The 24,039-nt window shown below is 66.8% G+C and carries 24 protein-coding genes; 14 read left to right on the top strand and 10 right to left on the bottom strand.

The annotated features are described in order from the left end of the window. Nucleotides 1-36: 36 nt before the first annotated feature. Together ABIB58_RS13035 and ABIB58_RS13030 are read left to right on the top strand one after the other, a co-directional pair. Complete coding sequence (locus tag ABIB58_RS13035; protein ID WP_354041345.1) at nucleotides 37-810, top strand: creatininase family protein; 774 nt, start codon at nucleotides 37-39, stop codon at nucleotides 808-810. A gap of 68 nt (nucleotides 811-878) precedes the next feature. Next, entirely contained in the window at nucleotides 879-1,277 is a 399-nt protein-coding gene (locus ABIB58_RS13030) for a phasin family protein (protein ID WP_052689433.1), read from the top strand. Here ABIB58_RS13030 and ABIB58_RS13025 read toward each other — a convergent pair. From ABIB58_RS13025 to ftsY, 3 genes are all read right to left on the bottom strand, one after another. Beyond that, a complete protein-coding gene (locus ABIB58_RS13025; protein ID WP_045809547.1) occupies nucleotides 1,274-1,879 on the bottom strand; it encodes a MarR family winged helix-turn-helix transcriptional regulator in 606 nt (201 codons plus the stop codon). The genes ABIB58_RS13030 and ABIB58_RS13025 overlap by 4 nt on opposite strands. A gap of 98 nt (nucleotides 1,880-1,977) precedes the next feature. Next, on the bottom strand, nucleotides 1,978-2,598 hold the full coding sequence (locus ABIB58_RS13020) for an inner membrane-spanning protein YciB (protein ID WP_045809546.1): 621 nt from the start codon (nucleotides 2,596-2,598) through the stop codon (nucleotides 1,978-1,980). A 1-nt stretch (nucleotide 2,599) separates the two neighbouring features. Further along, nucleotides 2,600-3,535 carry a signal recognition particle-docking protein FtsY gene (gene ftsY, locus ABIB58_RS13015; protein ID WP_045809545.1) on the bottom strand — a complete coding sequence of 312 codons (936 nt, stop codon included), beginning with the start codon at nucleotides 3,533-3,535 and terminating at the stop codon, nucleotides 2,600-2,602. 520 nt (nucleotides 3,536-4,055) lie between these two features. On the opposite strand from ftsY, the gene ABIB58_RS13010 reads away from it, so the two are divergent. From ABIB58_RS13010 to ABIB58_RS13000, 3 genes are read left to right on the top strand one after another with little or no spacing between them, the layout of a single operon-like run. Then, a complete protein-coding gene (locus tag ABIB58_RS13010) occupies nucleotides 4,056-6,095 on the top strand; it encodes an NAD(+) synthase (RefSeq protein ID WP_354041342.1) in 2,040 nt (679 codons plus the stop codon). A gap of 51 nt (nucleotides 6,096-6,146) precedes the next feature. After that, a complete protein-coding gene (locus ABIB58_RS13005; protein ID WP_039245979.1) occupies nucleotides 6,147-6,371 on the top strand; it encodes an alkylphosphonate utilization protein in 225 nt (74 codons plus the stop codon). A 41-nt stretch (nucleotides 6,372-6,412) separates the two neighbouring features. Next, nucleotides 6,413-7,540, top strand: a complete 1,128-nt coding sequence (locus ABIB58_RS13000; RefSeq protein WP_354041339.1) for a CobW family GTP-binding protein — start codon at nucleotides 6,413-6,415, stop codon at nucleotides 7,538-7,540. Nucleotides 7,541-7,601: 61 nt separating this feature from the next. Here the strand turns inward: ABIB58_RS13000 and ABIB58_RS12995 are convergent, their stop codons facing one another. Together ABIB58_RS12995 and ABIB58_RS12990 are read right to left on the bottom strand one after the other, a co-directional pair. Further along, nucleotides 7,602-8,657, bottom strand: a complete 1,056-nt coding sequence (locus ABIB58_RS12995) for a 1,9-bis(guanidino)-5-aza-nonane synthase (RefSeq protein WP_039245978.1) — start codon at nucleotides 8,655-8,657, stop codon at nucleotides 7,602-7,604. 213 nt (nucleotides 8,658-8,870) lie between these two features. Then, on the bottom strand, nucleotides 8,871-10,136 hold the full coding sequence (locus ABIB58_RS12990) for a type III PLP-dependent enzyme (protein ID WP_039245976.1): 1,266 nt from the start codon (nucleotides 10,134-10,136) through the stop codon (nucleotides 8,871-8,873). Between the two features lie 204 nt (nucleotides 10,137-10,340). Here ABIB58_RS12990 and ABIB58_RS12985 point away from each other — a divergent pair, with 204 nt between their 5' ends. The 8 genes from ABIB58_RS12985 (at nucleotide 10,341) to ABIB58_RS12950 (ending at nucleotide 18,574) form a co-directional block, all read left to right on the top strand. Continuing rightward, the gene (locus ABIB58_RS12985; RefSeq protein ID WP_045809540.1) at nucleotides 10,341-11,564 is read left to right on the top strand and encodes a DUF2254 domain-containing protein; all 1,224 of its coding nucleotides are present in this window, start codon (nucleotides 10,341-10,343) and stop codon (nucleotides 11,562-11,564) included. Between the two features lie 91 nt (nucleotides 11,565-11,655). Then, entirely contained in the window at nucleotides 11,656-12,465 is an 810-nt protein-coding gene (gene phnC / locus ABIB58_RS12980; RefSeq protein ID WP_017506638.1) for a phosphonate ABC transporter ATP-binding protein, read from the top strand. Next, entirely contained in the window at nucleotides 12,462-13,478 is a 1,017-nt protein-coding gene (phnD, locus tag ABIB58_RS12975; protein ID WP_295209041.1) for a phosphate/phosphite/phosphonate ABC transporter substrate-binding protein, read from the top strand. The genes phnC and phnD overlap by 4 nt, the downstream gene beginning before the upstream one ends. Beyond that, complete coding sequence (phnE, locus tag ABIB58_RS12970) at nucleotides 13,475-14,287, top strand: phosphonate ABC transporter, permease protein PhnE (RefSeq protein ID WP_137720274.1); 813 nt, start codon at nucleotides 13,475-13,477, stop codon at nucleotides 14,285-14,287. The genes phnD and phnE overlap by 4 nt, the downstream gene beginning before the upstream one ends. Nucleotides 14,288-14,366: 79 nt before the next feature. Further along, nucleotides 14,367-15,434, top strand: a complete 1,068-nt coding sequence (locus tag ABIB58_RS12965) for a substrate-binding domain-containing protein (RefSeq protein ID WP_354041335.1) — start codon at nucleotides 14,367-14,369, stop codon at nucleotides 15,432-15,434. 120 nt (nucleotides 15,435-15,554) lie between these two features. After that, entirely contained in the window at nucleotides 15,555-16,433 is an 879-nt protein-coding gene (galU, locus tag ABIB58_RS12960) for a UTP--glucose-1-phosphate uridylyltransferase GalU (protein ID WP_017506634.1), read from the top strand. A gap of 101 nt (nucleotides 16,434-16,534) precedes the next feature. After that, entirely contained in the window at nucleotides 16,535-17,332 is a 798-nt protein-coding gene (locus tag ABIB58_RS12955; RefSeq protein ID WP_162237597.1) for an enoyl-ACP reductase FabI, read from the top strand. A gap of 57 nt (nucleotides 17,333-17,389) precedes the next feature. Further along, nucleotides 17,390-18,574, top strand: coding sequence for a benzoate/H(+) symporter BenE family transporter (locus ABIB58_RS12950; protein WP_354041332.1), 1,185 nt, complete (start codon nucleotides 17,390-17,392; stop codon nucleotides 18,572-18,574). Between the two features lie 14 nt (nucleotides 18,575-18,588). Here the strand turns inward: ABIB58_RS12950 and ABIB58_RS12945 are convergent, their stop codons facing one another. From ABIB58_RS12945 to ffh, 5 genes are all read right to left on the bottom strand, one after another. Next, on the bottom strand, nucleotides 18,589-18,984 hold the full coding sequence (locus ABIB58_RS12945; RefSeq protein WP_354041330.1) for a DUF3597 domain-containing protein: 396 nt from the start codon (nucleotides 18,982-18,984) through the stop codon (nucleotides 18,589-18,591). Between the two features lie 56 nt (nucleotides 18,985-19,040). Next, nucleotides 19,041-19,757 carry a glutathione S-transferase N-terminal domain-containing protein gene (locus ABIB58_RS12940; protein WP_354041328.1) on the bottom strand — a complete coding sequence of 239 codons (717 nt, stop codon included), beginning with the start codon at nucleotides 19,755-19,757 and terminating at the stop codon, nucleotides 19,041-19,043. An 83-nt stretch (nucleotides 19,758-19,840) separates the two neighbouring features. Then, nucleotides 19,841-20,368, bottom strand: a complete 528-nt coding sequence (gene rimM, locus ABIB58_RS12935) for a ribosome maturation factor RimM (RefSeq protein WP_045809533.1) — start codon at nucleotides 20,366-20,368, stop codon at nucleotides 19,841-19,843. 69 nt (nucleotides 20,369-20,437) lie between these two features. Further along, nucleotides 20,438-20,959: a 30S ribosomal protein S16 gene (gene rpsP, locus ABIB58_RS12930; protein WP_017506628.1), complete on the bottom strand. Its 522-nt coding sequence runs from the start codon at nucleotides 20,957-20,959 to the stop codon at nucleotides 20,438-20,440. A 24-nt stretch (nucleotides 20,960-20,983) separates the two neighbouring features. After that, a complete protein-coding gene (gene ffh, locus ABIB58_RS12925; protein ID WP_295209055.1) occupies nucleotides 20,984-22,519 on the bottom strand; it encodes a signal recognition particle protein in 1,536 nt (511 codons plus the stop codon). 314 nt (nucleotides 22,520-22,833) lie between these two features. Between ffh and ABIB58_RS12920 the strand changes: the two genes are divergently transcribed. After that, nucleotides 22,834-24,039 carry a saccharopine dehydrogenase family protein gene (locus ABIB58_RS12920; protein ID WP_137720283.1) on the top strand — a complete coding sequence of 402 codons (1,206 nt, stop codon included), beginning with the start codon at nucleotides 22,834-22,836 and terminating at the stop codon, nucleotides 24,037-24,039.

The raw sequence follows: 24,039 nt of genomic DNA, 5'->3' as shown, positions 1-24,039 counted from the left end.
CTACAGTCGCCCACCCTGTCGCTTGAGACCGCCTTCATGCTGATCCACCTGTCCTCCTGGCCCGAAATCGACGCCCGACTGAACGACGGCGGCCCGCTGTCCAGGACAGTGGTCGTGCCCATCGGCTCAAACGAGCAGCACGGGCCGACGGGGCTTCTGGGCACCGACTGGCTGTGCCCGGAGATCATCGCCCATGCGGCCGAGAAGACCGACGCTGACCTGATCGTGGCCCCGACCTTCAACATCGGCATGGCCCAGCATCACCTGGCCTTCGCCGGCACCATCAGCCTGCGCCCCTCGACCTTCATGGCCGCGATCACCGACTGGGTCTCGTCCCTGAACCGTCACGGGTTCGAGCGGATCTACTTCCTGAACGGTCACGGCGGGAACGTCGCGACCATCGAGGCGACGATCTCGGAAATCTACGCCGAGTGGAGCTTCGTCGAGGACAGCCCGCCCTTCATCCTGAAGCTGAAGAACTGGTGGGACCTGCCCGGCGTCAATGGCCTGTGCAACCGGCTGTTCCCGACCGGCCACGGCATGCACGCCACCCCATCCGAGATCGCGGTGACGCAGGCCGCCTATCCCGAGCGGATCAAGACCGCCGACTACAGCCCGCAGATCGCGCCGAACGGGCCGATCCGCGACGCCCTCGACTATCGCGCCCGCTTCCCCGACGGCCGGATCGGCTCGGACCCAGGCCAGGCCAGCCCCGAGAAGGGCCAGCAGATCATCGACGCGGCGGTCCCCGCCCTGTTGAGTGACATCGCGGCCTTCGCCGCAGAGACCCAACCGGGAGCGTCGCTCTGACCCGCAAGACGCCCACAGCCGCCAGCGCCGCCGTCGTCGGCGCCGAAATCCTAGCCGCCTCGGCCGAGGTGATCGCGGCCCGCACCGGCCTGATGGCGCAGGGCCTGACCAGCGCCAAGGGGCAGGACCTCAGGGAACTGTCGCTGATGAGTTCCGAGAAGACCGAGGCGCTGTCCGCCTCCGCCGACGCCATGGCCGCCAGCGCCGGGGCCATCGGTCAGCGGCTGGGGCGCGTGGCGCTGGACGAGAGCGCCCATGCCCTGCGGGCGGCGGCGGCTGTGACCCAGGCCCGCACCCCGGCCCAGGCGGCCGAGGCCCAGTTCAGCTACGCCATTAGCTGGTGGAGCCGGGCGGCGGCCCAGGCCATGACCCTGAACGGCGAACTTCTGAAGGCTCAGGCCGAGGCGCTGGCCCCGATCCACAAGACGGCGACCGCCAACGCCAAACGGCTGCGCAAGACGCGCTAGGTCGGCTCCACCAGCTTCAGCTTGGGCTTCTTGACCTTGGCGGGGCGGTCGGCCTTGTTGGCGGCCTTCTCGGCCCTCTTGGCTTCTTTCTCGACCGCCTTCAGCGCCTTCTTGGCCGCCTTGGCCTCGGCCTTGGCGGCGTCAGGGGCGGCGTCGGCGGCGGCGGCCAGATCGGCCAGCTGATTGAGGAAGGTCTCGCGCTGGCCCTTGGGCAGCAGGGCCATGATCCGCTTGTCGGCGGCCTCGACCAGCGGGCGGGCGGCCTCCAGACGGGCGGCGCCCTCAGCCGACAGACGCACCGCCTTGGCGCGCGCATCCAGGGTCGAGCGTTCCCGCTCCAGCAGGCCCTTGGTCGTCATGCGCGCGACCAGATCGGCCAGGGTCGAGCGATCGATGCCGGTCATCCGCACCAGTTCGGTCTGGGTCAGGCCGGCCTTGATCGAGACCGCCTCCAGCACCGCGAACTGGCGCTGGGTCAGGCCGTCGGCGCCGGTCTCCTCGGCATAGATGTCGAGCGCCAGCTGCAAGGCGCGGTGCATCAGGTGGCTGGGCGAGGTGGCCAGGGGGCCGACCTTCCTTGCCGCTTTTCCCGCCTTCACCATCGCGCCGCTCCCCTGAAGTTTCGTCCGAACACGTATCAGCTCTGCTTTACGATTTGACGGGGAAAGCGCGTCGGTTCCGTGACAGTTCCGCTCGCGCCCTAGAGCCCCGTGTCGGGCGAGACGGGGGCCGGCTCGTCGTCCTTGATCAGGTGCTTCATGATGAAGAAGACCTGCCAGACGCCGAACACGGCCGAGGCGATCCACAGTCCGCCGCGGAAGGCGACCCATGTGTCGTCGGACTGGGTGCGCCAGACGATCTCGTTGATTATGCAGACGGCGGCGAAATACAGGCCGTAACGCAGGGTCAGCCCGCGCCAGCCCGCGTCGGTGATGCGGATCGCCTCGCCCAGCAGATATTTGAACGGATAGCGGTTCAGCGGCAGCGACCCCAGCAGAACGACCGCCAGCAGGCCGTTCTGGATCGACAGCTTGATCTTCAACAGGTTCGGATCGTGGAAGACGATGGTCAGCACGCCGAAGATCAGGGCGAAGCCGCCGGTCAGCAGCGGCAGGGGGGCCAGACGACGCTCGACCACATAGCCGACGATCAGGGCGATCAGCGAGGCGCCGACCAGGACCCACGTCGCCTGAACCAGGGCTTCCTGCCCGTCCAGACCGCGCGCGAATCGGTTGATCGCATAGGCGGCCATGAAGGCCACAAGCGCGCCGAAATCGACGGCCTGGCGGATGTTGGAAGCCTTTTTCGGCGTCTCGGTCATGTCAGTCTTCCAGTCCCACCAGTGAGCGGGAGAAGGCGCGGGCGTCGAACGGTTGCAAATCCTCGACCCCTTCGCCGACGCCGATCAGCATCAGGGGGGCGTCGGACGCCTGGGCCACCGGCACCAGCACGCCGCCGCGCGCGGTGCCGTCCAGCTTGGTCATGACCACGCCGGTCACGAAGGCGGTGCGGCCGAAGATCTGTTCCTGGGCCAAGGCGTTGCGGCCGACGGTGGCGTCCAGCACCAGCAGGGTGTCGTGCGGCGCCTCGGGATCGACTTTCTTCAGCACGCGGACGATCTTGAGCAGTTCGTCCATCAGGGCGGACTTGTTCTGCAGCCGGCCGGCGGTGTCGATCAGGACGACGTCATAGCCTTCGGCCCGCGCCTTGGTATAGGCGTCGAAGGCCAGGCCCGCGGCATCGGCGCCGTCGCGACGGCTCTCGAAGTCGGCGCCCGAGCGCTCGGCCCAGACCTTAAGCTGTTCGCGGGCGGCGGCGCGGAAGGTGTCGCCGGCCACGATCATCACCTTGGCGCCCTTGCCCGTCAGATCGGCGGCGATCTTACCGAGCGTCGTGGTCTTGCCCGATCCGTTCACCCCGACGAACAGAACGACATAGGGTTTGGGGCCGGACAGAGGGTCGAAGGTCGCCTGGCGCGGCGACAGTTCGGCGGCGACCGCCTCGGCCAGCGCCTCCTTGACCTCGCGCTCGGGCGCGTCCTTGCCAAACTTCAGCGCGCGAAAGCGTTCGACGATCCGGGCCGAGGCGGCCGGGCCGAGATCGCTCTCCAGCAAATGCTCCTCCAGCTGCTCCAGCGAGGCCTCGGACAGCGGTTCCTTGACGAAGGTGGCGACGACCTGATCGGTCATCTGTCTGGAGGAGCGCGAGAGCCCAGCGGACAGGCGCTGGAACCAGCCCTTTTTCGGCGTGTCGTTCATGCAGTGGCTTTAGCGGGGGCGAAGGCCAACGTCATCCGCATTCGCGAAGGTCGTCCGCGACGTTTCGGACGGTCGGCGACAAAAACACCGTCTAATTCGTCTAATTGGTCTGAAATCGAGGCCTCCCTGTCAGCGTGCGTGCGAAAGCGAGGAGTATACACCCCCGCAAAATCGACGATGGCGGAAGGTCGCGAGAAACCGGCAAGCCGTTGAAAGCGCGAGTTTTGGAGCCGCCGGTTAGGATGGCTGCCGTCATTTCGCTTTCGTCATCCTCCAGCAAGCCGGTGACGGCGCAGACCGTGGGACCCAGCAGCGCCGAAGGCGATGCGTCGGCTGGGCGAATGTTTGAAGCCTGGCGTGCACGACAGGTTCGCGCTCTCGCGCGCCGCTGCCCCCCCCCGGTCGCTGCGCGTCGGAGGATGACGAAAGAGTACAGGCATGAAGTCGTTTCCGTCCCTTCATCATTCGCGCCTATATGAAGGCTGACGACCGGCGCGGGCCGGGTGATGCGGACGATCCGATGGCTGATGCTCTGTTCCATTCTCCCAAGACCCACGGCTTCGTGCGCGTGGCGGCGGCGACACCGGTCAGCCATGTGGGCGACCCCAAGGCGAACGGGCAAGATCACGTCGCGCTGATCCGTCAGGCGGGCGAGCAGGGCGTGGACCTGATGGTCTTTCCCGAGCTGTCGCTGTCGGCCTATGCGATCGACGATCTGCATATGCAGGCGGCGCTGCTGGACGAGGTCGAGCGGCAGATCGCCGTGGTCGCGGAGGCGACGGCCGAGGCGGACGTCGTGGCGGTGGTCGGGGCGCCGATCCGCAACGGCGACGCCCTATATAACTGCGCCGTGGTTATCGGGGCGGGCGAGGTGCTGGGGGTCGTGCCCAAGACCTATCTGCCCAACTACCGCGAATACTATGAGAAACGCTGGTTCGCGCCGGCGACGGCGCGCGCCGAGGACGTGATCGCGCTGAACGGCGAGACGGTGGATTTTGCGCCGGGCCTTTTGTTCGAGGCGGTCAACCGGCCGGGCTTCGTCTTCTCGGTTGAGATCTGCGAGGACTATTGGGCGCCGCTGCCGCCTTCGACACGGGCGGCGCTGGCGGGCGCGCGGATCCTGCTGAACCTGTCGGCGTCCAACATCGTCATCGGCAAGGCGGACGAGCGGGCGATGCTGAGCGCCAGCCATTCAGCGCGGACCCTGTCGGCCTATGTCTTCGCCGCCTCGGGCTGGGGCGAGAGCACCACCGACCTGGCCTGGGATGGGCAGGCGACGATCCATGAACTGGGGTCGAAGCTGGCCGAAGGCGAGCGGTTCGCCCTGGAGAGCCATCTGACGATCGCCGACGTGGACGTGGACCGGATCGGGCTGGACCGGTTGCGCAACGGCACCTTCGCCGAATGCGCTAGAAACGAAGGCGAGGCGGCGACGGTCGTGCCCTTCATGGCGCGCGAGGACCATGAGGCCAGCGAACTGATCCGGCCGCTGGACCGGTTCCCCTTCGTGCCGGACGACGCCGGGCGGCTGGATCAGGACTGCTATGAGGCGTTCAACATCCAGGTGCAGGGGCTGATGCGCCGCATGACGGCGACCGGCGCCAGGTCGCTGGTCATCGGCGTGTCCGGCGGGCTGGATTCAACCCAGGCCCTGCTGGTCGCCTGCCGCGCCTTCGACCGGCTGGATCTGCCGCGGACCAATATCCTTGGCTTCACCATGCCGGGGTTCGCGACCTCGGACGGGACCAAGTCCAACGCCTGGGCGCTGATGACCGCGCTGGGCGTCACGGGCGCAGAGATCGATATCCGCCCCGCCGCCGAACAGATGTTCAAGGACATCGGCCACCCCTATGCCGAGGGTCAGCCGGTGCACGACATCACCTTCGAGAACGTGCAGGCGGGCCTGAGGACCGACTATCTGTTCCGGCTGGCCAATCAGCACAGAGCCTTCGTGCTGGGGACCGGGGACCTGTCGGAACTGGCGCTGGGCTGGGCCACATACGGCGTCGGCGACCATATGAGCCATTACAACGTCAACGGCGGGGTGGCGAAGACGTTGATCCGGCATCTGATCCGCTGGGTGGCGGCGGGCGACCTGATCGGCGCTGGCGCGCGCGACACGCTGCACGCCATTCTGGACACCGAAATCTCGCCCGAGCTGGTGCCGGCCAAGGACGGGGTGATCCAGTCGACGGAAGGGACCGTCGGCCCCTATGCGCTGAACGACTTCTTCCTGTTCTACATCAGCCGGTTCGGGATGACGCCGTCCAAGGTCGCCTTCCTGGCGCACCAGGCCTGGGGCGATGCGGGCGCAGGGCATTGGCCGGCGAATACGCCGGACGACGAGAAGGTCGAATATGATCTGGCGACGATCAAGGGCTGGTTGAGGAAGTTCCTGATCCGCTTCTTCCAGACCGCCCAGTTCAAGCGCTCGGCCCTGCCGAACGGGCCAAAGGTGGTCACCGGCGGGTCGCTGTCGCCGCGCGGCGACTGGCGCGCGCCGTCCGACGGGAACGCGCGGGTGTGGCTGGACGAGCTTGAGGCGAACGTGCCGGACTGACCGTCTCCTCCCCATTGCATGGGGAGGAGACGCGGCCCTAGAAGCTTGGCCATGACCGACGACGTGACCAAAGATTCCAACGGCAACCTCCTGGCCGACGGCGACAGCGTGACCCTGATCAAGGATCTGAAGGTCAAGGGATCGGGCGGGGTGACGCTGAAGCGCGGGACGCTGGTCAAGAACATACGCCTGACCGGCGATCCGGACGAGATCGAGGCCAATGTGGAGAAGGTGCGCGGCCTGGTCCTGCGCACCGAGTTCGTGAAGAAGGCCTGACCCTCTTCCCTTCGCGCGATGCAGCCGCCATCTAGCGGCCTATGACCGATACCCTCGCCGCCCCCGCCTCGACCGCTTCCGCCAACAGCAAGATCCCCGTCACCGTCCTGACCGGCTATCTCGGCGCGGGCAAGACGACGCTGCTGAACCGGATCCTGACCGAGGATCACGGCAAGCGCTACGCCGTCATCGTCAACGAGTTCGGCGAGATCGGCATCGACAACGATCTGGTGGTCGGCGCCGACGAGGACGTGTTCGAGATGAACAACGGCTGCGTCTGCTGCACGGTGCGGGGCGATCTGATCCGCGTGGTCGCCGGCCTGATGAAGCGCCAGCGCCCCGGCAAGCCCGCCTTCGACGCCATCATCGTGGAGACGACCGGTCTGGCCGACCCCGGCCCGGTGGCCCAGACCTTCTTCGTGGACGAGGACGTCATGGCCAAGACCCAGCTGGACAGCGTCACGACCCTGGTCGACGCCAAACATGTGATGGCGCGGCTGGACGACTCCAAGGAGGCGCGCGAGCAGGTGGCCTTCGCCGACCGGATCATCCTGAACAAGGTCGATTTGGCGACCGCCGACGAGCTGGACGCGGTCGAGGCGCGCCTGCGGGCGCTGAACCCGCTGGCGCCCATCGTGCGCGCCGAGCGCTCGAACGTGCCGCTGGATCAGGTGCTGGGCCTGGGCGCCTTCGATCTGGAGCGCATTCTCGAGGTCAAGCCGGACTTCGTGAACCCGCCGCACGGCGCGGACGGCCATGTCCACGACGAACACTGCGGTCATGACCATCACGACCACGACCATGGGCACGATCATCATCACCACGACCACGCGCATGATCACGCCCACGGCGCGCGAGGCCACGCCCACCAGGACGACATCAAGGGCATCTCCCTGTCGCTGGATCGGCCGCTGGACGGGGCGAAATTCACCGCCTGGTTGGACCGGCTGCTGGGCGAGCAGGGTCAGAACATTCTGCGCGCCAAGGGCATCATCGACGTCAAGGGCGAGAACCGCCGCCTGGTCTTCCAGGCCGTGCACATGATCCTGGAAGGCGACCTGCAACGCGAATGGGGCGTCGCCGAACGCCGCTGGAGCCGCGCCGTCTTCATCGGCCGCGATCTGGACGAAGCCGCGCTGAAGGCCGGCTTCGAGGCCTGCGCCGCCTGATCTCAAAGGTAGACGGATAGACAAAAGGCCGGCGGAGCAATCCACCGGCCTTTTTCTTTGTTCAGCCCTTCTCGAACAACTTGTTCCAGCGGCGCTTGTCGCGGGCCTTCCAGGCGCCGCGGTGGTAGGCGTCGGAGCCGATCAGGGGGACGACCGTGGTGGCCTCGGCGAAGACCATCTGTTCGTGGGTGGTCTGGACCTTGCCCCACGAGGCCGCCTCTTTCAGCGTCGAGGACGAGCAGGCGCCGTCGCGGACGTCGGCGACGGTGATCTGGACCGCATAGCGGTGCATCTCGGCCTCGACGCCCAGGATTTCGGCGCAGACGACGGTGTCCTGGGCGAAGTTCTTGGGCACGCCGCCGCCGACCATGAACAGGCCGGTGACGCCGGCGGCGATCTTGATGTCGGTCAGTTCGCGGAAGTCGGCGATGGCGTCCAGCATCAGATAGGGCTGACCGGCGGCGGCGCGTTCCTTCTGGTGCTTGACCAGGCCGAAGCCGGCCGATGAGTCGACGAAGGCCGGGCAGAAGATCGGCACGCCCTCTTCATAGGCGGTCTGGATCAGCGAGCCGGGCTTTTTCGCATTGCCCTCGCTCAGCCACTTACCCATCTCCCAGATGAATTCGCGGCTGGAATAGCCGCGCGGCTCCAGACGGTTGGCGATCTCCAGGATGGTGTGGTCGCAGGCCTGGAGTTCTTCCTCGTCGATATAGGTGTCGTAGATCCGGTCGATGTAGTTGTCGCGCAGGACGTTGTCGTCCACCTCGCCGGCCGCCTGATAGTGTTTGAAGCCCAGGGCCTCGAAGAAATCCATGTCGACGATGGAGGCGCCGGTGGCGACCACGGCGTCGACCATGCCGAACTTCACCATGTCGCGGTACACGTGCATGCAGCCGCCGGCCGAGGTCGAACCGGCCAGGATCAGCCAGGGCGAGCAGTCCTTGTCCTCGATGGCCATCGAGAAGATGTCGGCAGCGCGGGCGGTGTCGCGCGACGAGAAGGACATCTTGCGCATCGAGTCGATGATCGGACGCGCGTCGAAGCTGGTGATGTCGACATGCTCGACGACATTCTGCAGCAGCTGGGCCTTGGTGTTCGATTGAACGGGAGCGTTCATTTCGGCGGTTTCCCTGTGATTTGAGCGCCCGTCGAACAAGCAGACGTGCCGGGACGGAGCGACCGACAGGACCGATAGACGCCCAACCATCGGCCGTCACCCTCGGACTTGATCCGAGGGCCGGACGTTCCGCCGCGCGTTCCTCGCAAGGAAGACGCAGACGGGCCGCTCCTCGGGTCTTGCCCGAGGATGACGGTTGCAGGTGCTAGCGTGCTACTTCCGGCGCGACTTGCGCTGACCGGCCTTACCCTTGGGACGTGACAGGCGCACGACCTTACGGGCGTTCTCTTCCGCCGTGGTGCGCACGGTGGGGATGGAACGCGGGGCCAGACCGTACAGCGAGGCCATCGGGGCGTCCTCGACCGCGGCGATGTCGTGTTCGCCATAGCCGTTGAAGCCGGTCGACATGGCGACGCCATAGGCGCCCAGCATGCCGATTTCGATGAAGTCGCCTTCGCGCACATCGGCCGGCAGCCAGAAGGGTCCCGGCATATGGTCGATGGAATCGCAGGTCGGGCCGTAGAACTGAAACGCCTTCAGCTCGCCCGCGCTTTCGCCGTCCCGGACCAGCTTGGTCGGGAAGGGCCAGCGCGAGTGGGTCGCGTCGAACAGCGAGCCGTAGGAGCCGTCGTTCAAATAAAGGGCGTCGCCCTTGCGCAGGTCGACACGGGCCAGGATCGACGAGGATTCGGCGACCAGCGCCCGGCCGGGCTCGCACCACAGCTCGGTCGTTTCCGACACCGGCATCTCGTTGAAGCCGCGATGGATGGCGTCGGCGTATTCGCTCATGTCCGGCGGGACCATGCCCGGATAGACGGACGGGAAGCCGCCGCCGACATCGACGATATCGACGATCACGCCCGCACGGCTGATCGACCGGCCGACCTGGGCCATGGCGGCCTGATAGGCGGTCGGGCGCATGCACTGGCTGCCGACGTGGAAGGAAACGCCCATCAGGCCGTCCTTGACCGCCTGGCGCGTCGCCATCAGCAGGGCCGGCGCCTGATCCGACGACACGCCGAACTTGCCCGACAGCGTATAGGCGGCGCCGTCGGCCGAGACGGCCATGCGCACGATCAGGTTCAGGTCGTCCGCCCCGCCGGTGGCGTCGAGGATCTTGTTCAGCTCGTCGATGCAGTCGAGCGAGAAGGTGCGCACGCCGTGATCGAAATAGGCCTTGGTGATCGCAGAGCGGCTCTTGACCGGATGCATGAAGGCCAGGCGAACGTCATGGCTGACCGAACGAACCAGCTCGATCTCGGCGATGGACGCCACATCGAAGCCGCGAACGCCGGCCTCGATCAGGGTTTCGACGACCCAGCGCGAAGGGTTGGCCTTCACAGCGTAGAAGACGTCGGCCTTTAGATTATCCTGGAACCAGCGCGCCGCTACGGAAACCGAACGCGGCCGCACGAGGGCGACGGGACGTTCAGGGGACCGCTCACGGACCAGGTCCAGGGGAAGCTGATACGTGCGCAATTCACGTAACCCCCTGCTAATTGTTAAACCCAGACCGGCGTTAGCGGCGCAGACAGGACCTACGGGGTCCGCCGGAAAGCGCGATATGGGGACGCGCGACTGTCATGTAAAGAGGTTTTTTCATGGCGGGGCCGGCAAGAAGCGGTGCGAAGCGTCGGGGAAACTGGCGACCAACGGCTGCGTTAGGCTTTCGAGGGGACCGTCATGAATCGCTGGATCTTTCTGTTTCGTCGCCTGTCGCGGCAACTGTGGTGGCGCGCCAGCCTGTATGCCGCTCTTGGCGTGATCGCCGCATTGGCCGGGGCGTGGGGCGCGCCGTTCGCCCCTGACGTTCTGGCCGAACGGTTCGGCGGCGATTCCGTCGAAGCGGTGCTGACGATCCTGGCGTCCAGCCTTCTGGCGGTGGCGACCTTTTCGCTGGGCGCCATGGTCACAGCCTATACCAGCGTGTCGAGCGCAGCGACTCCGCGAGCCGCCGCCCTGATCACCGGCGACGAAAGCACGCAAAAGGCCCTGTCCACCTTCGTGGGGGCCTTTCTCTACGCCATCGTCGGCGTCACCGCGATCAACGCCCAGTATTACGGCCCGGGCGGACGAGCGATCATCTTCGTCTTCAGCCTTGGCGTCGTGGCGCTGGTGGCCTTTCGTCTTCTGACTTGGGTAAGCCGCCTGACCAGTCTGGCGCGGCTCAGCCATACCGTCGAGCGGGTCGAGGCCGAGGCGGCCAAGGCGCTGAAGGCGGACGCGGAACGACCACGCATGGGCGCTGCGTCGGGAACGCTTTCGCAAGGCCGGATCGTCGCGGCGGCGTCGACCGGCTACGTCCTGAACGTCGATGTCCAGCACCTGCAGACGCTGGCGGAACGGGCGGATGCGCGGGTCCAGATTCTGGCGCGGCCCGGCGCCTTTCGCATGCGGGGCGAACCCTTGGCGCGTCTGGACGGCGACAAGATCGCCCCAGATGCGGTGCTCAGCGCCTTCATCCTAGGTCGGGAACGGTCGTTCGATCAGGATCCGCGCTATGGCCTGATCGTCTTGGGCGAGATCGCCGACAAGGCGCTGTCGAGCGCCGTCAACGACATCGGCACGGTCGTGTGCGTCGTCGGATCAGGCGTTCGGCTGCTGGATCAGTGGGCCGATCAGAGAACCGAAAAGGTGGCGGAGTGTGACCGCGTTCTGGCCGAGGCGCTGGACGCATCCGAGCTGCTGGACGACATCTTCGGCCCGGTCCTGCGGCATGGGGCCCACGATCTGACGGCCGCCATCAGACTGCGCAAGGCCCTGGCGTCGCTGTCGGTCCATCCGGTTCTGGCGGGTCCGGCGCTGGCCATGGACGCCCGGCTGCTACAGGCGGCGCAGCCCCAGGACGCGGCGGACGGGGCGCTTCTGCGGCGTTGCGGCCTGGGCGAGACCGTAAGGGCGGACTAGACGAAATCCCACGCCCCGTGCGATTAAGACTTGCCCAAGCGTGATTTCAGCTTATTGCGGCGCCCCTTCGCCATAGCCTCCTAGCGAGTTCATGAGTTCATCCGCAGCCGCCGCCGCCCCTGGGCTAGTCCTGGCGCGTGACGTGTCGAAGACCTTCGGATCGCGAAAGGCGCTGGACGGCGTCTCGATTTCCGTGGCCTCCGGCGAAATGGTCGCCCTGATCGGTCCGTCCGGTTCGGGCAAGTCCACCCTGCTCCGCTCCATCACCGGCCTGCAGTCGATCGACGCGGGCGCCGGCACCATCCAGGTGTTCGGCGAGACCGTGCAGAAGGACGGCCGGGTCACCGGCGCCGTGCGCAAGGCGCGCAGCAAGCTGGGCATGATCTTCCAGCAGTTCAATCTGGTCGGTCGCCTGAGCCTGTTCTCCAACGTCATGCTGGGCGCGCTGGGGCGTCTGCCCGGATGGAAGGGCCTGCTGGGCCTGTGGCCCCAGGCGGACAAGGACAAGGCCATGGCGGCCCTGCACCGCGTCGGCGTCAGCGACTACGCCGCCCAGCGCGCCAACACCCTGTCGGGCGGGCAGCAGCAGCGCGGCGCCATCGCCCGCGCCATCGTGCAGGGCGCCAAGGCCATCCTGGCCGATGAACCCGTCGCCTCGCTGGACCCGGTGTCCGCCCGCAAGGTGATGGAACTGCTGGTCGAGCTGAACAAGCGCGACGGCATGGGGGTGATCGTCACCCTGCACCAAGTCGACTACGCCATCCGCTACTGCGACCGCGTCATCGCCCTGCAAGGCGGCAAGATCGTCTATGACGGCCCGTCCACGGCGCTGGACCAAAAGCGCCTGATCGAAATCTACGGTCCCGAGTTCGAGGACGCGTTCTGGGAGACCAAGGCATGAGCCTGTCGCGCATTTCTCCTACCCGCCGCCTGTTCGCTGCGGCTGGCGCCGCCGTCATGATCCTGGGCCTGGCGGCCTGCGGCGGCGGCGAGGACAAGAAGGCTGCGGGCGGCACGGCGAGCGAGATCACCTTCTCGATCCTGTCCGCCGAAGGCCAGGCCTCGGCCGGTCCGCTGTGGCAGCCGCTGCTGGACGACATGTCCAAGGCCATCGGCGTGCCGGTGAAGCCCTATTTCGGATCGAACTACACCGTCCTGGTCGAGGCCATGCGCGGCAACCACACCCAAGTGGGCTGGTTCTCGGCCAAGCCTGAGGTCGAGGCCATCGACCGCGCCAAGGCCGAGGTCATCGCCCGCACCGTCAACCGCGAGGGTCTGGACAGCTATCAGTCCACGCTGATCGTCAAGAAGGGATCGGGCATCACGCTGGATCAGGTCATGGCGTGCGGCAAGAAGTACAACTTCGGCATCGGCGACGCCCAGTCGACGTCGGGCACCCTGGCCCCGCTGACCTTCCTGTTCAATCCGCGCGGCGTGGTCCCGAGCCAGTGCTTCAAGACTGTGCGCTCGGCCAACCACCAGGCCAACGCCTTCGGCGTGGCGACCGGGGTGATCGACGTGGCCACCTCCAACAGCGTGAACACCATCTTCATGCGCAAGGAGAACCCGCAGCTGGCAGGCCAGATCGAGGAGATCTGGACTTCGCCGCCCATCCCCGAGAGCGGCATCGTCGTGCGCGAGGACCTGGATCCGGCGCTGAAGGAAAAGATCCGCAGCTTCTTCCTGACCTATGGCCAGGGCGAAGGCGCCGAGGCCGAGCGGCAGCGCAAGGTTCTGGCGGACCTGGAATATTCGCGCTTCACCGCCGCCGACGACAGCTATCTGGACCCGATCCGCGAGATGATCGCCGACCAGAAACTGGGCGAGGCCCGCGCCAAGGGCGATACGGCCGCCGCCGCCGCCGCCGAGCGCGAGCTTCAACGCCTGCGCAGCCTGCGTGAGGTCCGGCCTTGACCGCAGTCGCGTCTCCCGCCGTCGCGATTCCGGCGGCGCCCAAGAAGTCCGCCCTCGCCTGGGTCGCCGACGTCCTGGTCTGGGGCGGCGTCGCCGCCGTCCTGCTGTACAGCATCGACGCCGTCGATCTGGGCAACATCTCGCGCCTGTTCGCCGGCAACGACAGCACCCAGCTGTTCGTCCACGACCTGCTGCGTCCCGACTTCAGCGACTGGAAGATGTTCGTCGCCAAGATGTGGGAGACGGTGCAGATCGCCCTGTGGGGCACCTTCCTGGCCGTGATCCTGGGCATTCCGCTCGGTCTGGCGGCGGCGCGCAACATCGCGCCCGTCTGGATCGTGACGCCCGTGCGCTGGATCATGAACCTGCTGCGTTCGGTGCCGGATCTGGTGATCGGCCTGCTGTTCGTGACCGCCGTGGGCCTGGGACCTCTGGCGGGTGTTCTGGCCATCACCCTGAATACGGCCGGGGTTCTGGCCAAGCTGTTCTCGGAAGCGGTCGAGTCGATCGACAAGGGTCCGGTCGAGGGCGTGCGCGCCACCGGCGCGGGCAAGCTGCACGAGATCGTCTGGGGCGTCCTGCCTCAGGTCGCGCCGCTGTGGACCTCGTTCGCCCTGTACCGTTTCGAATCCAACAGCCGGTCCGCGACCGTGCTGGGTCTGATCGGCGCGGGCGGCATCGGCCAGGTGCTGTTCGACAGCATGAACGCCTTCGATTTCCGCGCCGTCTCGGCCATCGTGATCGTCGTCGTGGTCGCCGTGACCCTGATCGACACCCTGTCGCAGGTGATGCGCCGCCGCCTGCTGTAGCGCCGGCGGTTCCCTTCGCGGGACTGTCATAATCCTCTGCTCTAAGCATCGCGAAATCGATGCTCAGGGAGAGCCTTGGATGATCCGCACACTGAAACTGGCGGCTTCGGCCGCCGCCCTTCTGGCCCTGGCGGCCTGTGGCGACAACGGCGGGGGCGGCTCCGCCTCCGGCGCGCGCTCCGGCATCTGGGCGGCCGGTTCGTCGACCGTCTTCCCCTTCGCCACGCGGGTCGCCGAGACCTTCGCGCGCGGTTCGGGCGCCGCGGCGCCGCGCGTCGAATCGCTGGGCACCGGCGGCGGCATCCAGGCCTTCTGCCAGGGCGTCGGCCCGACCACGCCGGACATCGCCAACGCCTCGCGTCAGATGAAGCAGTCCGAGTTCGACCTGTGCGCCAAGAACGGCGTCACCGACATCGTCGAGATCAAGATCGGCTTCGACGGCATCGTCATCGCCACGGCCCGTAACGGCAACGGCTTCAACTTCGAACTGAACGACCTGTACGAGGGCCTGGCCAAGGAAGTGCCGGGCGCCGACGGTCAGTTCGTCGCCAATCCGGCCAAGACCTGGAACCAGGTCAACGCCGGCCTGCCGAACCAGCGCATCCAGGTCTATGGCCCGCCGCCCACCTCGGGCACGCGCGACGCCTTCCTGGAGCTGGGCATGACGCCGGGCGCCAAGCTGGTGCCGGCCGTCAAGGCGATCGAAGGCAACAAGGACCGGTTCGAAGCCATCGCCCACACCCTGCGCGAGGACGGCGCCTGGATCGATTCCGGCGAGAACGACAACGCCATCGTCCAGACCCTGACCCGCACGCCGGGTTCGCTGGGCGTGTTCGGCTATTCGTTCCTGGAGCAGAACCTGGATACGGTGAAGGCCGAGACCATCGACGGCGTCGCCCCGACCGCCGACACCATCGCCAGCGGCGCCTATCCGCTGTCGCGCAGCCTCTACATCTATGTGAAGAAGGCCCACATCGGCGTCATTCCGGGCCTGCAGCAGTTCGTGCAGGAGTTCCTGTCGGAAGGCGCCGCCGGCAAGGGCGGCTATCTGGCTGATCGCGGCCTGATCCCGCTGCCGGAAGACCAACTGCTGGCCCAGCGCGCGACCATCGCCGCCATGACCCCGATGGCCCGCCCCGCCAAATAAGGCGGAACCCGACCGCCGTTCCGCCCCTTCTTTCACCGGTTCGCCCCGTTGAAGCGCGAAGCGCTTCAACTGAAGCGCACGAGGCCGTAGAAGGGGCGGGATAGCTGTCAGGATGATTTGATGACCACCACGCCCGCGCGCCTGCGCAAGGCCGTACTGCCCGTCGCGGGCCTCGGCACCCGGGTTCTGCCCGGCACCAAGACGACCCCCAAGGAACTGCTGAACGTCGTCGACCGGCCGATCCTGTCCTACATCGTCGAAGAGGCGCGCGAGGCAGGGATCGAGCACATCGTCTTCGTCACCGGCCGCTCCAAGGGCGCCATCGAGGACTATTTCGATCATCAGATCGAACTGGAAGCCCAGCTTCAGGCCAAGGGCAAGACCGACATCCTGGAGATGATGAACGCCGAACTGGCCTCGGCCGGGGAGATGAGCTTCACCCGCCAGATGCAGCCCAAGGGCCTGGGCCACGCCGTCTGGTGCGCGCGCGACATCATCGGGCACGAGCCGTTCGCCGTCATCCTGCCCGACGTGATCGTGGATTCTCAGCCCGGCGCCCTGAAGCAGTTGGCCGAGGTCTATGCCGAGACCGGCGGCAACATCATCGGCGTGGAATCCGTCCCCGAAGATCAGACCCACAAATACGGCATCGTCGATCCGGTCAGCCGCGACGGTTCGCGCATCGTCATGAAGGGCATGGTCGAAAAGCCCGCCGCCGGAACTGCGCCGTCCAACCTGTCGATCTCGGGCCGTTACATTTTGCAGCCGGAAATCTTCGACCTGTTGGCGACGCAGGAAAAGGGCGCGGGCGGCGAGATCCAGCTGACCGACGCCATGGCGCGACTGATGGCGGACCAGAGCTTCACCGCCGTCGAATATGCGGGCGTGACCCACGACTGCGGCGACAAGATCGGCCTGCTGCGCGCCAACGTCGCCCTGGCCCTGAAACGCCCTGATCTGGGCGACGCGGCGCGCGAGGCGATCGCGGGCCTGCTCTGACGCTAGGGAAGGCGGCGGGGGTTCCGGTTTACGCCCGCCCCTGCTAACCCTCCGCGCAAATCATCAGGAGACGAACCATGGCGACTTCCGAAGGCTGGGACATGCCGACCGGCGACCTCATGAAGGGCAAGAAGGGCCTGATCATGGGCGTGGCCAACTCCAGCTCCATCGCCTGGGGCATCGCCTCGCAGCTGGCCGCCCAGGGCGCCGAGCTGGCCTTCACCTATCTGGGCGAAAGCCTGGAGCGCCGCGTGCGTCCGCTGGCGGAAAGCGTCGGCGCCAAGCTGCTGATCCCGGCCGACGTCACCGACGACGCCTCGATGGACGCGGCCTTCGCCGAGCTGGAAAAGACCTTCGGCACGATCGACTTCGTCGTCCATTCGGTGGCCTTCGCCAACAAGGATGAGTTGAAGGGCAGCTTCGTGGACAACACCACGCGCGACAGCTTCCTTCTGGCCATGAACATCTCGGCCTTCAGCTTCGTGGACGTCTCGCGTAGGGCGGCCAAGCTGATGCCGAACGGCGGCAGCCTGATCACCCTGACCTATCTGGGGTCCGAGCGGGTCATTCCGAACTACAACACCATGGGCGTGGCCAAGGCCGCGCTGGAAGCCGCGACCCGCTATATCGCGCGCGACCTGGGTCCCAAGAACATCCGCGTCAACGCCATCTCGGCCGGGGCCATGCGCACCCTGTCGCTGGCCGGCATCTCGGGCGGGCGCGGTCTGCACTCCAAGTCGGCCCAGTTCTCGCTGATCAAGGAAGAGACCTCGATGGAAGGCGTCGCCGGAGCGGCCCTGTGGCTGTGCTCGGACCTGGGCCGTTCGACCACGGGCGAAGTCGTCCACGTCGATGCGGGTTTCCACGCCGTGGGCCTGCCGGAAGACATCGAAGGCTGATCAGGAGGGCTGGATCCCAGCCTTCCGCCATCCGAGACGACGGTTTAAGGCCGGGGCATGACTGCTCCGGCCTTTTCCATGCGCGCCCTGCCCGCCTCGGTCTTTTCGTCCGCCGCCGTGGCGACGGTGATCGGGTTTGGCGGGACGGTCGCCCTGGTGGTCCAGGCCGGCCAGGCCTTGGGCGCGGACGCAGGCCAGATCGGGTCGATGGTGACGGCCCTGTGCCTGGGCATCGGCTTGCCCGGCGCGGTGCTGAGCTGGCGGCTGAAGATCCCCGTGGTGCTGGCCTGGTCCACGCCGGGGGCGGCCCTGCTGGCGGCCACAACCCTGGGCCTGTCCTGGCCGACGGCCGTCGGCGCCTTCGTCTTCGCCGCCTTGCTGATGATCCTGACCGGCCTGATCCCGGTGCTGGGGCGGCTGGCGGCGCGGATACCGGCGGCCCTCGCCTCGGCCATGCTGGCGGGGGTGCTGCTGCCCTTCGTGCTGAGACTGTTCAAGGTGGCGCCGGACGAGACGGCCTTGGTTGTCGGGCTGATCGCGGTGTTCCTGATCTTCAGACGGCTATGGCCGACCTGGGCCTTGCCCGCCGTGCTGGCGGCGGCCTTTGCGGTGCTGGCGATGCGAGGGCAGCTGGCGCTCCCCGCCGCGACCGGCCTGTTCGGCCATCTGGAGCCGGTCGCGCCCGTGTTCGACTGGAAGGCGGCGGTCAGCCTTGGCTTTCCGTTGTTTCTGGTGACGCTGGCGGCCCAGAACCTGCCCGGGCTGGTAGTGCTGCAGAGCGCCGGCTATCCGCCGCCCGCCAACCGACTGATCCTGTCCACCGGCGTCGCCAGCCTGCTGATCGCGCCGTTCGGCGGGCATGGGGTCAATCTGGCGGCGATCACGGCGGCGATCTGCACGGGGCCGGACGCCCATTCCGATCCCACCAGGCGCTGGATCGTGGGCGTGATCTATGGCGGTCTTTATCTGGTCGTGGCCCTGTTCGCCGCGCCGTTGGCCGGACTGTTCATCGCCATGCCGCCGGCCGTGCTGGCGGCGGTGACGGGTCTGGCGCTGATCGCGCCGCTGACCGGGGCGGTGCACAACATGATGACGGAGGTCGGATCGCGCGAGGCGGCCGTGCTGACGTTTGCGGCGACGGCGTCGGGCCTGACCCTGTTCGGCGTCGGATCGGCCTTCTGGGGTCTGGCGGTCGGGTTTGCCGCGCTGGCCGCGATGCGCTGGATCAGACCGCCGGCCTGATCCAGCTGTAGATGCTAGTCGCGCAGCGAGGCCGGGACCTGGCCGCCGTTTTCGGCCAGCTTCTTCCACACGGTCTTGGACAGGGCGATGTTCTGTTCGGCCGAGCCATGCTCGCCAGCGTGGACGTTCAGCTCCTCGGCCAGTTCCTTGCGGGCGGCCAGGCTGGAATCCAGGTCCAGCAGCTTAAGAAGATCGACGATCGAGGTCCGCCAGTTGCCGCCGCCGCCCTTGGACGCCGCAAGATCGCTGAGCACCGCCTCGACATCGACGGGCGGCAAGGCCGGCGCGGCGGTCGGGGCCGGCGCCGCGTTGGGCGCAGGAATTCCGGCCGTAGAGGCCGGCGGCGGAACAGGGGTCGCCTTCGGTTTGTGGCCCGTGATCTTGTTCCAGATCGAAGAGAAGATGCCCATCGGTCGCGCTCCTGTTGGTGTGAGCAGACAACGCGACCGACGGGGCGAGGTTCAGATCAGTCGCGCGCCGGGATGTTGAGGCCGCGCTGGACGGCGGGGCGCGCCAGGCCGCGCTCCAGCCAGGCGGCGACGCGCGGGAAGTCGGCGAAGCCGACGATCTCGCCCGCTTCGTAAAAGCCGATCAGGTTGCGGACCCAGCCCAAGGTGGCGACATCGGCGATGGAATAGTCGCCGACAAGCCAGTCGCGCGGCTCTCCCCCGTAATTGGCAAGCCGTGTTTCCAGCACGCCGAGCAGGCGGCGGCTTTCGGCGACGTAGCGGTCGCGCGGGCGCTTGTCCTCGTAGTCCTTGCCGGCGAAGCGGTGGAAGAAGCCCAGCTGGCCGAACATCGGGCCGATCGCGCCCATCTGGAACATGACCCACTGGATCGTCTCATAGCGGGTCGCCGGATCGGCCGAGAGCAGTTTGCCGGTCTTCTCCGCCAGATAGATCAGGATGGCGCCGGATTCGAACAGGGCCAGCGGCTGTCCGTTCGGGCCGTTCGGATCGAGGATGGCGGGGATCTTGCCGTTGGGGTTCAGCGACAGAAACTCCGGCCCCCAGGTCTCGTTCTTGGTGATGTCGATCAGGTGCGGCTCATAGGCCAGGCCGACCTCCTCCAGCATGATCGAAACCTTCACCCCATTGGGCGTCGGCAGGGAGTAGAGCTGGATGCGATCGGGATGCTGGGCCGGCCAGCGTTGCGTGATCGGGAAGGCGGACAGGTCGGTCATGGGTGCGGCCTCGGCTATTGCGATAGCCCTATGTCGGCGCCGCCCAGCCCATCCGCAACACCGACGGGAGCGGTGACGAAACTTCAGTCGGGCTCGCGCTCGCCCACCTCGGTCGGCGGCACGGCCAATAGCCAACCGTCGGCCAGGTGCAGTTCCGGCGTCGCTTCCTTGGTGAAGGGCAGATACCAGGTCGGGCCGCCGGCGGCGGGCGCGATCTCCAGCATGTCGTCCGCGCCGAAGTTCTGGACCGATTTCACCGTGCCCATGACGCCGCCCGCTGTGTCACGGACCTGAACGCCCAGCAGATCGGCGAGGTAGAATTCGTCCTCGTCCGGCTCGGGGAACCGGTCGCGGGGGACGTGCAGCTTCAGGCCGCGCAGGGCGTCGGCCTGTTCCTTGGTGGTGATCTCCTTGGCCCGGCCGACGACGCCGTTTTTGTCGGGCCGCGTCGAGGTCAGGGTCAGGGCCACAGTCCCATCCGCGCGCAGCAGAGGGCCGTAGGCGGTCAGGGCCAGGGGGTCGGCGGTGAAGGCGGTCACCCGCACCTCGCCCCGCACGCCGAAGCCGCCGCCGACCTGGCCGACGAGGATCAATCTGCTGTCCGTGGTCATGCGTGTTCTTAACCCATGAAAAAGGCGGCGTCGAAAGACGCCGCCCTGATCATCGTCAAACCGAAAGGCTCAGCCTTCAGCCTTTTCCTCGGTCGCTTCAGCAGCCGGGGCCTCTTCGGCAGGCGCTTCTTCAGCAGCGGGAGCGTTCTTGGCGGCTTCGGCGGCGGCGGCGGCCTCTTCCTTGGCGCGGGCGGCGGCTTCAGCGGCCTCGACCTTGGCGGCGGCTTCGGCTTCCAGGCGGTCGGCTTCGCGCTGGGCGCGCTCGGCGGCGCGTTCCTGGGCCTTCTTGCCCGGAGCGCCCTTGTTCGGGTTGTTCGACTGGGTCCACTTGACCTTCTGGCCCAGGGTCTCGTCCTGCGACAGGAAGCGGGCGACGCGGTCGGTCGGCTGGGCGCCCTTGCCAAGCCATTCGGCGATGCGCTCGACCTTCAGGGCGACGCGCGGGGTGGCGCCGTCCTTGGGCAGCATCGGGTTGTAGCTGCCGACCTTCTCGATGAACTTGCCGTCGCGCGGCGAGTGCGAGTCGGCGATGACGATGTGGTAGTAGGGGCGCTTCTTGGCGCCGCCGCGGGCCAGACGAATCTTCAGCATTTCAGGTCTCTTTCTAGGAAGTCGTTATTTCTTGGGAGGGAAGCCCGGTAAGCCCGGAAGGCCTCCCGGAAGTTGTCCGCCGCCCAGTCCGGCGAGCCGGTCCTGGATGGCTTTCAGATCGTCGGCGGAGGGTTCGGCCATCTTGCCGCCGCCCAACGCCTTGAGGCGGGCCATGTCGGGGCCGGCGCCGCCCATTCCGGGCATGCCGCCGCCAAGGCCGCCCAGCATGGCGGCCATCTGCTGCATCTTCTTGGGTCCGCCGCGCGCCATCGACTTGACCACATCGGCCATCTGGCGGTGCTGTTTCAGAACCCGGTTCACGTCCTGCACATCGACGCCGGCGCCGGCGGCGATGCGCTTCTTGCGGCTGGCGTTCAGCAGGTCGGGCTTCTTGCGCTCGGCCTTGGTCATCGAGGAGATGATGGCTTCCTGACGCAGGATCATGCGGTCGTCGATGCCGCTCTCGGCCATCTGACCCTTCATCTTGGCCACGCCGGGCAGCATGCCCATGATGCCCTGAAGCCCGCCCATCCGCTTCATCTGCTGAAGCTGACCGGCCAGGTCGTCCAGATCGAACTGACCCTTGGCCAGTTTGCGGGCCATCTTCTCGGCCTTGGCCTGGTCCAGATCCTGGCTGGCCTTTTCGACCAGGGCGACGATATCGCCCTGACCCAGGATGCGGCCGGCGACGCGACGGGCGTCGAACACGTCCAGCGCATCGACCTTTTCGCCGGCGCCCAGATATTTGATCGGCAGGCCGGTGACGGCGCGCATCGACAGCATGGCGCCGCCGCGACCGTCGCCGTCGGCGCGGGTCAAGACGAGGCCGGTCAGGGGCAGGCGCTCGTGGAAGGCCTTGGCGGTGCGCACCGCGTCCTGGCCGGTCAGGCTGTCGGCGACCAGCAGGGTCTCGACGGGCTTGGCGATGTCGGCGACCTCGGCCACCTCGTTCATCAGCCCTTCGTCCAGCGTGATGCGGCCGGCTGTGTCGAGGATCAGGACGTCGAAGCCCTGGAGTTTCGCCGATTGCAGCGCCCGGCGCGTGATCTGGACGGCGCTTTCGCCCGCCACGATCGGCAGGGTGGCGACCTCGATCTGCTTGCCCAGGGTCGCCAGCTGTTCCATCGCGGCCGGACGACGCGTGTCCAGCGAGGCCATCATGACCTTCTTGCGATCGAACTTGGTCAGGCGCAGCGCCAGCTTGGCCGAGGTCGTGGTCTTGCCCGAGCCCTGAAGGCCGGCCATCAGCACCACGGCGGGCGGGTTGGCGTTGGTGTTCAGCGGGACCGGCTCTTCGCCGCCCAGCATCTCGATCAGGCCGTCATAGACGATCTTGACCACCTGATCGGCCGGCTTGACCGAACGGATGACCTCTTCGCCCGTCGCGCGCTCGGTGGCGAAGGCGATGAATTCCTTGACGACCGGCAGGGCGACGTCGGCCTCGAGCAGGGCCACGCGCACTTCGCGCATCGCCTCGGCGACATCCTTTTCGGACAGGGCGCCGCGCCCGGTGATCCGGTCGAAGACGCCTGTCAGCCGCTCGTTCAGAGCCTCGAACATTCACTACCTCATGGCGACGGGTGAAACGGCTCCATACGACAACGGCCCCCGGCGACGATCACGTCGGCGGAGGGTTCTCGCCGGGCTCGTCTCATCGAAATGAGGGTCGTCCCGGTGGAGACGCAGGTTCACTTGCGTCGGAAGCGGCGGCTTATGGCGGAAAAACCGCACAAAGGCAACCGGAGCGATCCGGTCACGCTATAAGAGCCAATATCGGCGCAGGGATTTAGCGGATTGTCATCATCGTGCTAAGAGCCGCGCCCTTTATAGGGGCGGCGCTGTCGCCAGGGTTTCAGACTTCGGGAGAAGCACAGATGAGCAAGGTGCTGGTTATCGGCGCAGGCGGCGTCAGTTCGGTGGCCGTCCACAAGATGGCGATGAACGCGGACATCTTCTCGCATATCACCCTGGCGAGCCGGACCAAGTCCAAGTGCGATGCGATCGCCCAGTCCGTGAAGTCGCGCTTCGGCGTCGACATCGACACGGCCGCCATCGACGCCGACGACGTGGCGGCGACCACGGCGCTGATCCAGAAGGTGCAGCCCGAACTGGTCGTGAACCTGGCCCTGCCCTATCAGGACCTGTCGATCATGGACGCCTGCCTGGCCGCCGGCGTCGACTATCTGGACACCGCCAACTACGAGCCGCGCGACGAAGCCAAGTTCGAATACAAGTGGCAGTGGGCCTATCAGGACCGCTTCAAGGACGCCGGTCTGATGGCGTTGCTGGGTTCGGGCTTCGATCCCGGCGTGACCTCGGTCTTCACCACCTACATCAAGAAGCACCTGCTGGATTCCATCGAGACGCTGGACATCCTGGACTGCAACGGCGGCGATACCGGCCTGCCCTTCGCGACCAACTTCAACCCCGAGATCAACCTGCGCGAAGTGACGGCGAACTCGCGTCACTGGGAGAACGGCCAGTGGGTCGAAGGCCCGGCGCTGAGCCACAAACAGACCTTCGACTTCGAAGGCGTGGGTCCCAAGAACATGTATCTCATGTACCATGAGGAGCTGGAATCGCTGGCGAAATTCTATCCCGAGATCAAGCGCATCCGCTTCTGGATGACGTTCGGCGACAGCTATCTTAAGCACCTCGAAGTGCTGGAAAACATCGGCATGACCTCGATCGAGCCGATGCAATTCCAGGGCCGCGAGATCATTCCGATCGAGTTCCTGAAGGCCCTGCTGCCCGAGCCGGCCTCGCTGGGTCCGATCACCAAGGGCAAGACCAACATCGGCGTCATCGCCACCGGCCTGAAGGACGGGGTCAAGAAGACGGTCTACGTCAACAACATCTGCGACCACGAAGAGGCCTATGCCGAGACCGGCAACCAGGCCGTCAGCTACACCACCGGCGTGCCAGCCATGATCGGCGCGGCCCTGATGGTGACGGGCCAGTGGAAGGGCGACGGCGTGTTCAACATGGAGCAGCTGGACCCCGATCCCTTCATGGACATGCTGAACAAGCACGGCCTGCCGTGGAAGGTTCAGGACCTGGACGCCCCTCTGGACTTCTGA

This window comes from Brevundimonas sp. UYEF29, from assembly GCF_040546195.1.
Classification (GTDB): Bacteria; Pseudomonadota; Alphaproteobacteria; order Caulobacterales; family Caulobacteraceae; genus Brevundimonas; species Brevundimonas huaxiensis.
This window is presented reverse-complemented; position numbering and strand designations above follow the sequence as displayed.

Coding starts and splice junctions, on each gene's coding strand:
- ABIB58_RS12995 (WP_039245978.1), bottom strand. CDS start 8,657: ATGAACGCTCCCGTTCAATCGAACACCAAGGCCCAGCTGCTGCAGAAT.
- ABIB58_RS12920 (WP_137720283.1), top strand. CDS start 22,834: ATGAGCAAGGTGCTGGTTATCGGCGCAGGCGGCGTCAGTTCGGTGGCC.
- ffh (WP_295209055.1), bottom strand. CDS start 22,519: ATGTTCGAGGCTCTGAACGAGCGGCTGACAGGCGTCTTCGACCGGATC.
- ABIB58_RS13000 (WP_354041339.1), top strand. CDS start 6,413: ATGACCGATACCCTCGCCGCCCCCGCCTCGACCGCTTCCGCCAACAGC.
- ABIB58_RS13020 (WP_045809546.1), bottom strand. CDS start 2,598: ATGACCGAGACGCCGAAAAAGGCTTCCAACATCCGCCAGGCCGTCGAT.
- ABIB58_RS12950 (WP_354041332.1), top strand. CDS start 17,390: ATGACTGCTCCGGCCTTTTCCATGCGCGCCCTGCCCGCCTCGGTCTTT.
- rpsP (WP_017506628.1), bottom strand. CDS start 20,959: ATGCTGAAGATTCGTCTGGCCCGCGGCGGCGCCAAGAAGCGCCCCTAC.
- ftsY (WP_045809545.1), bottom strand. CDS start 3,535: ATGAACGACACGCCGAAAAAGGGCTGGTTCCAGCGCCTGTCCGCTGGG.
- ABIB58_RS13035 (WP_354041345.1), top strand. CDS start 37: ATGCTGATCCACCTGTCCTCCTGGCCCGAAATCGACGCCCGACTGAAC.
- rimM (WP_045809533.1), bottom strand. CDS start 20,368: ATGACCACGGACAGCAGATTGATCCTCGTCGGCCAGGTCGGCGGCGGC.
- phnC (WP_017506638.1), top strand. CDS start 11,656: ATGAGTTCATCCGCAGCCGCCGCCGCCCCTGGGCTAGTCCTGGCGCGT.
- ABIB58_RS13010 (WP_354041342.1), top strand. CDS start 4,056: ATGGCTGATGCTCTGTTCCATTCTCCCAAGACCCACGGCTTCGTGCGC.
- galU (WP_017506634.1), top strand. CDS start 15,555: ATGACCACCACGCCCGCGCGCCTGCGCAAGGCCGTACTGCCCGTCGCG.
- ABIB58_RS12965 (WP_354041335.1), top strand. CDS start 14,367: ATGATCCGCACACTGAAACTGGCGGCTTCGGCCGCCGCCCTTCTGGCC.
- ABIB58_RS12945 (WP_354041330.1), bottom strand. CDS start 18,984: ATGGGCATCTTCTCTTCGATCTGGAACAAGATCACGGGCCACAAACCG.
- ABIB58_RS12955 (WP_162237597.1), top strand. CDS start 16,535: ATGCCGACCGGCGACCTCATGAAGGGCAAGAAGGGCCTGATCATGGGC.
- ABIB58_RS12985 (WP_045809540.1), top strand. CDS start 10,341: ATGAATCGCTGGATCTTTCTGTTTCGTCGCCTGTCGCGGCAACTGTGG.
- phnD (WP_295209041.1), top strand. CDS start 12,462: ATGAGCCTGTCGCGCATTTCTCCTACCCGCCGCCTGTTCGCTGCGGCT.
- ABIB58_RS13005 (WP_039245979.1), top strand. CDS start 6,147: ATGACCGACGACGTGACCAAAGATTCCAACGGCAACCTCCTGGCCGAC.
- ABIB58_RS13025 (WP_045809547.1), bottom strand. CDS start 1,879: ATGGTGAAGGCGGGAAAAGCGGCAAGGAAGGTCGGCCCCCTGGCCACC.
- ABIB58_RS12940 (WP_354041328.1), bottom strand. CDS start 19,757: ATGACCGACCTGTCCGCCTTCCCGATCACGCAACGCTGGCCGGCCCAG.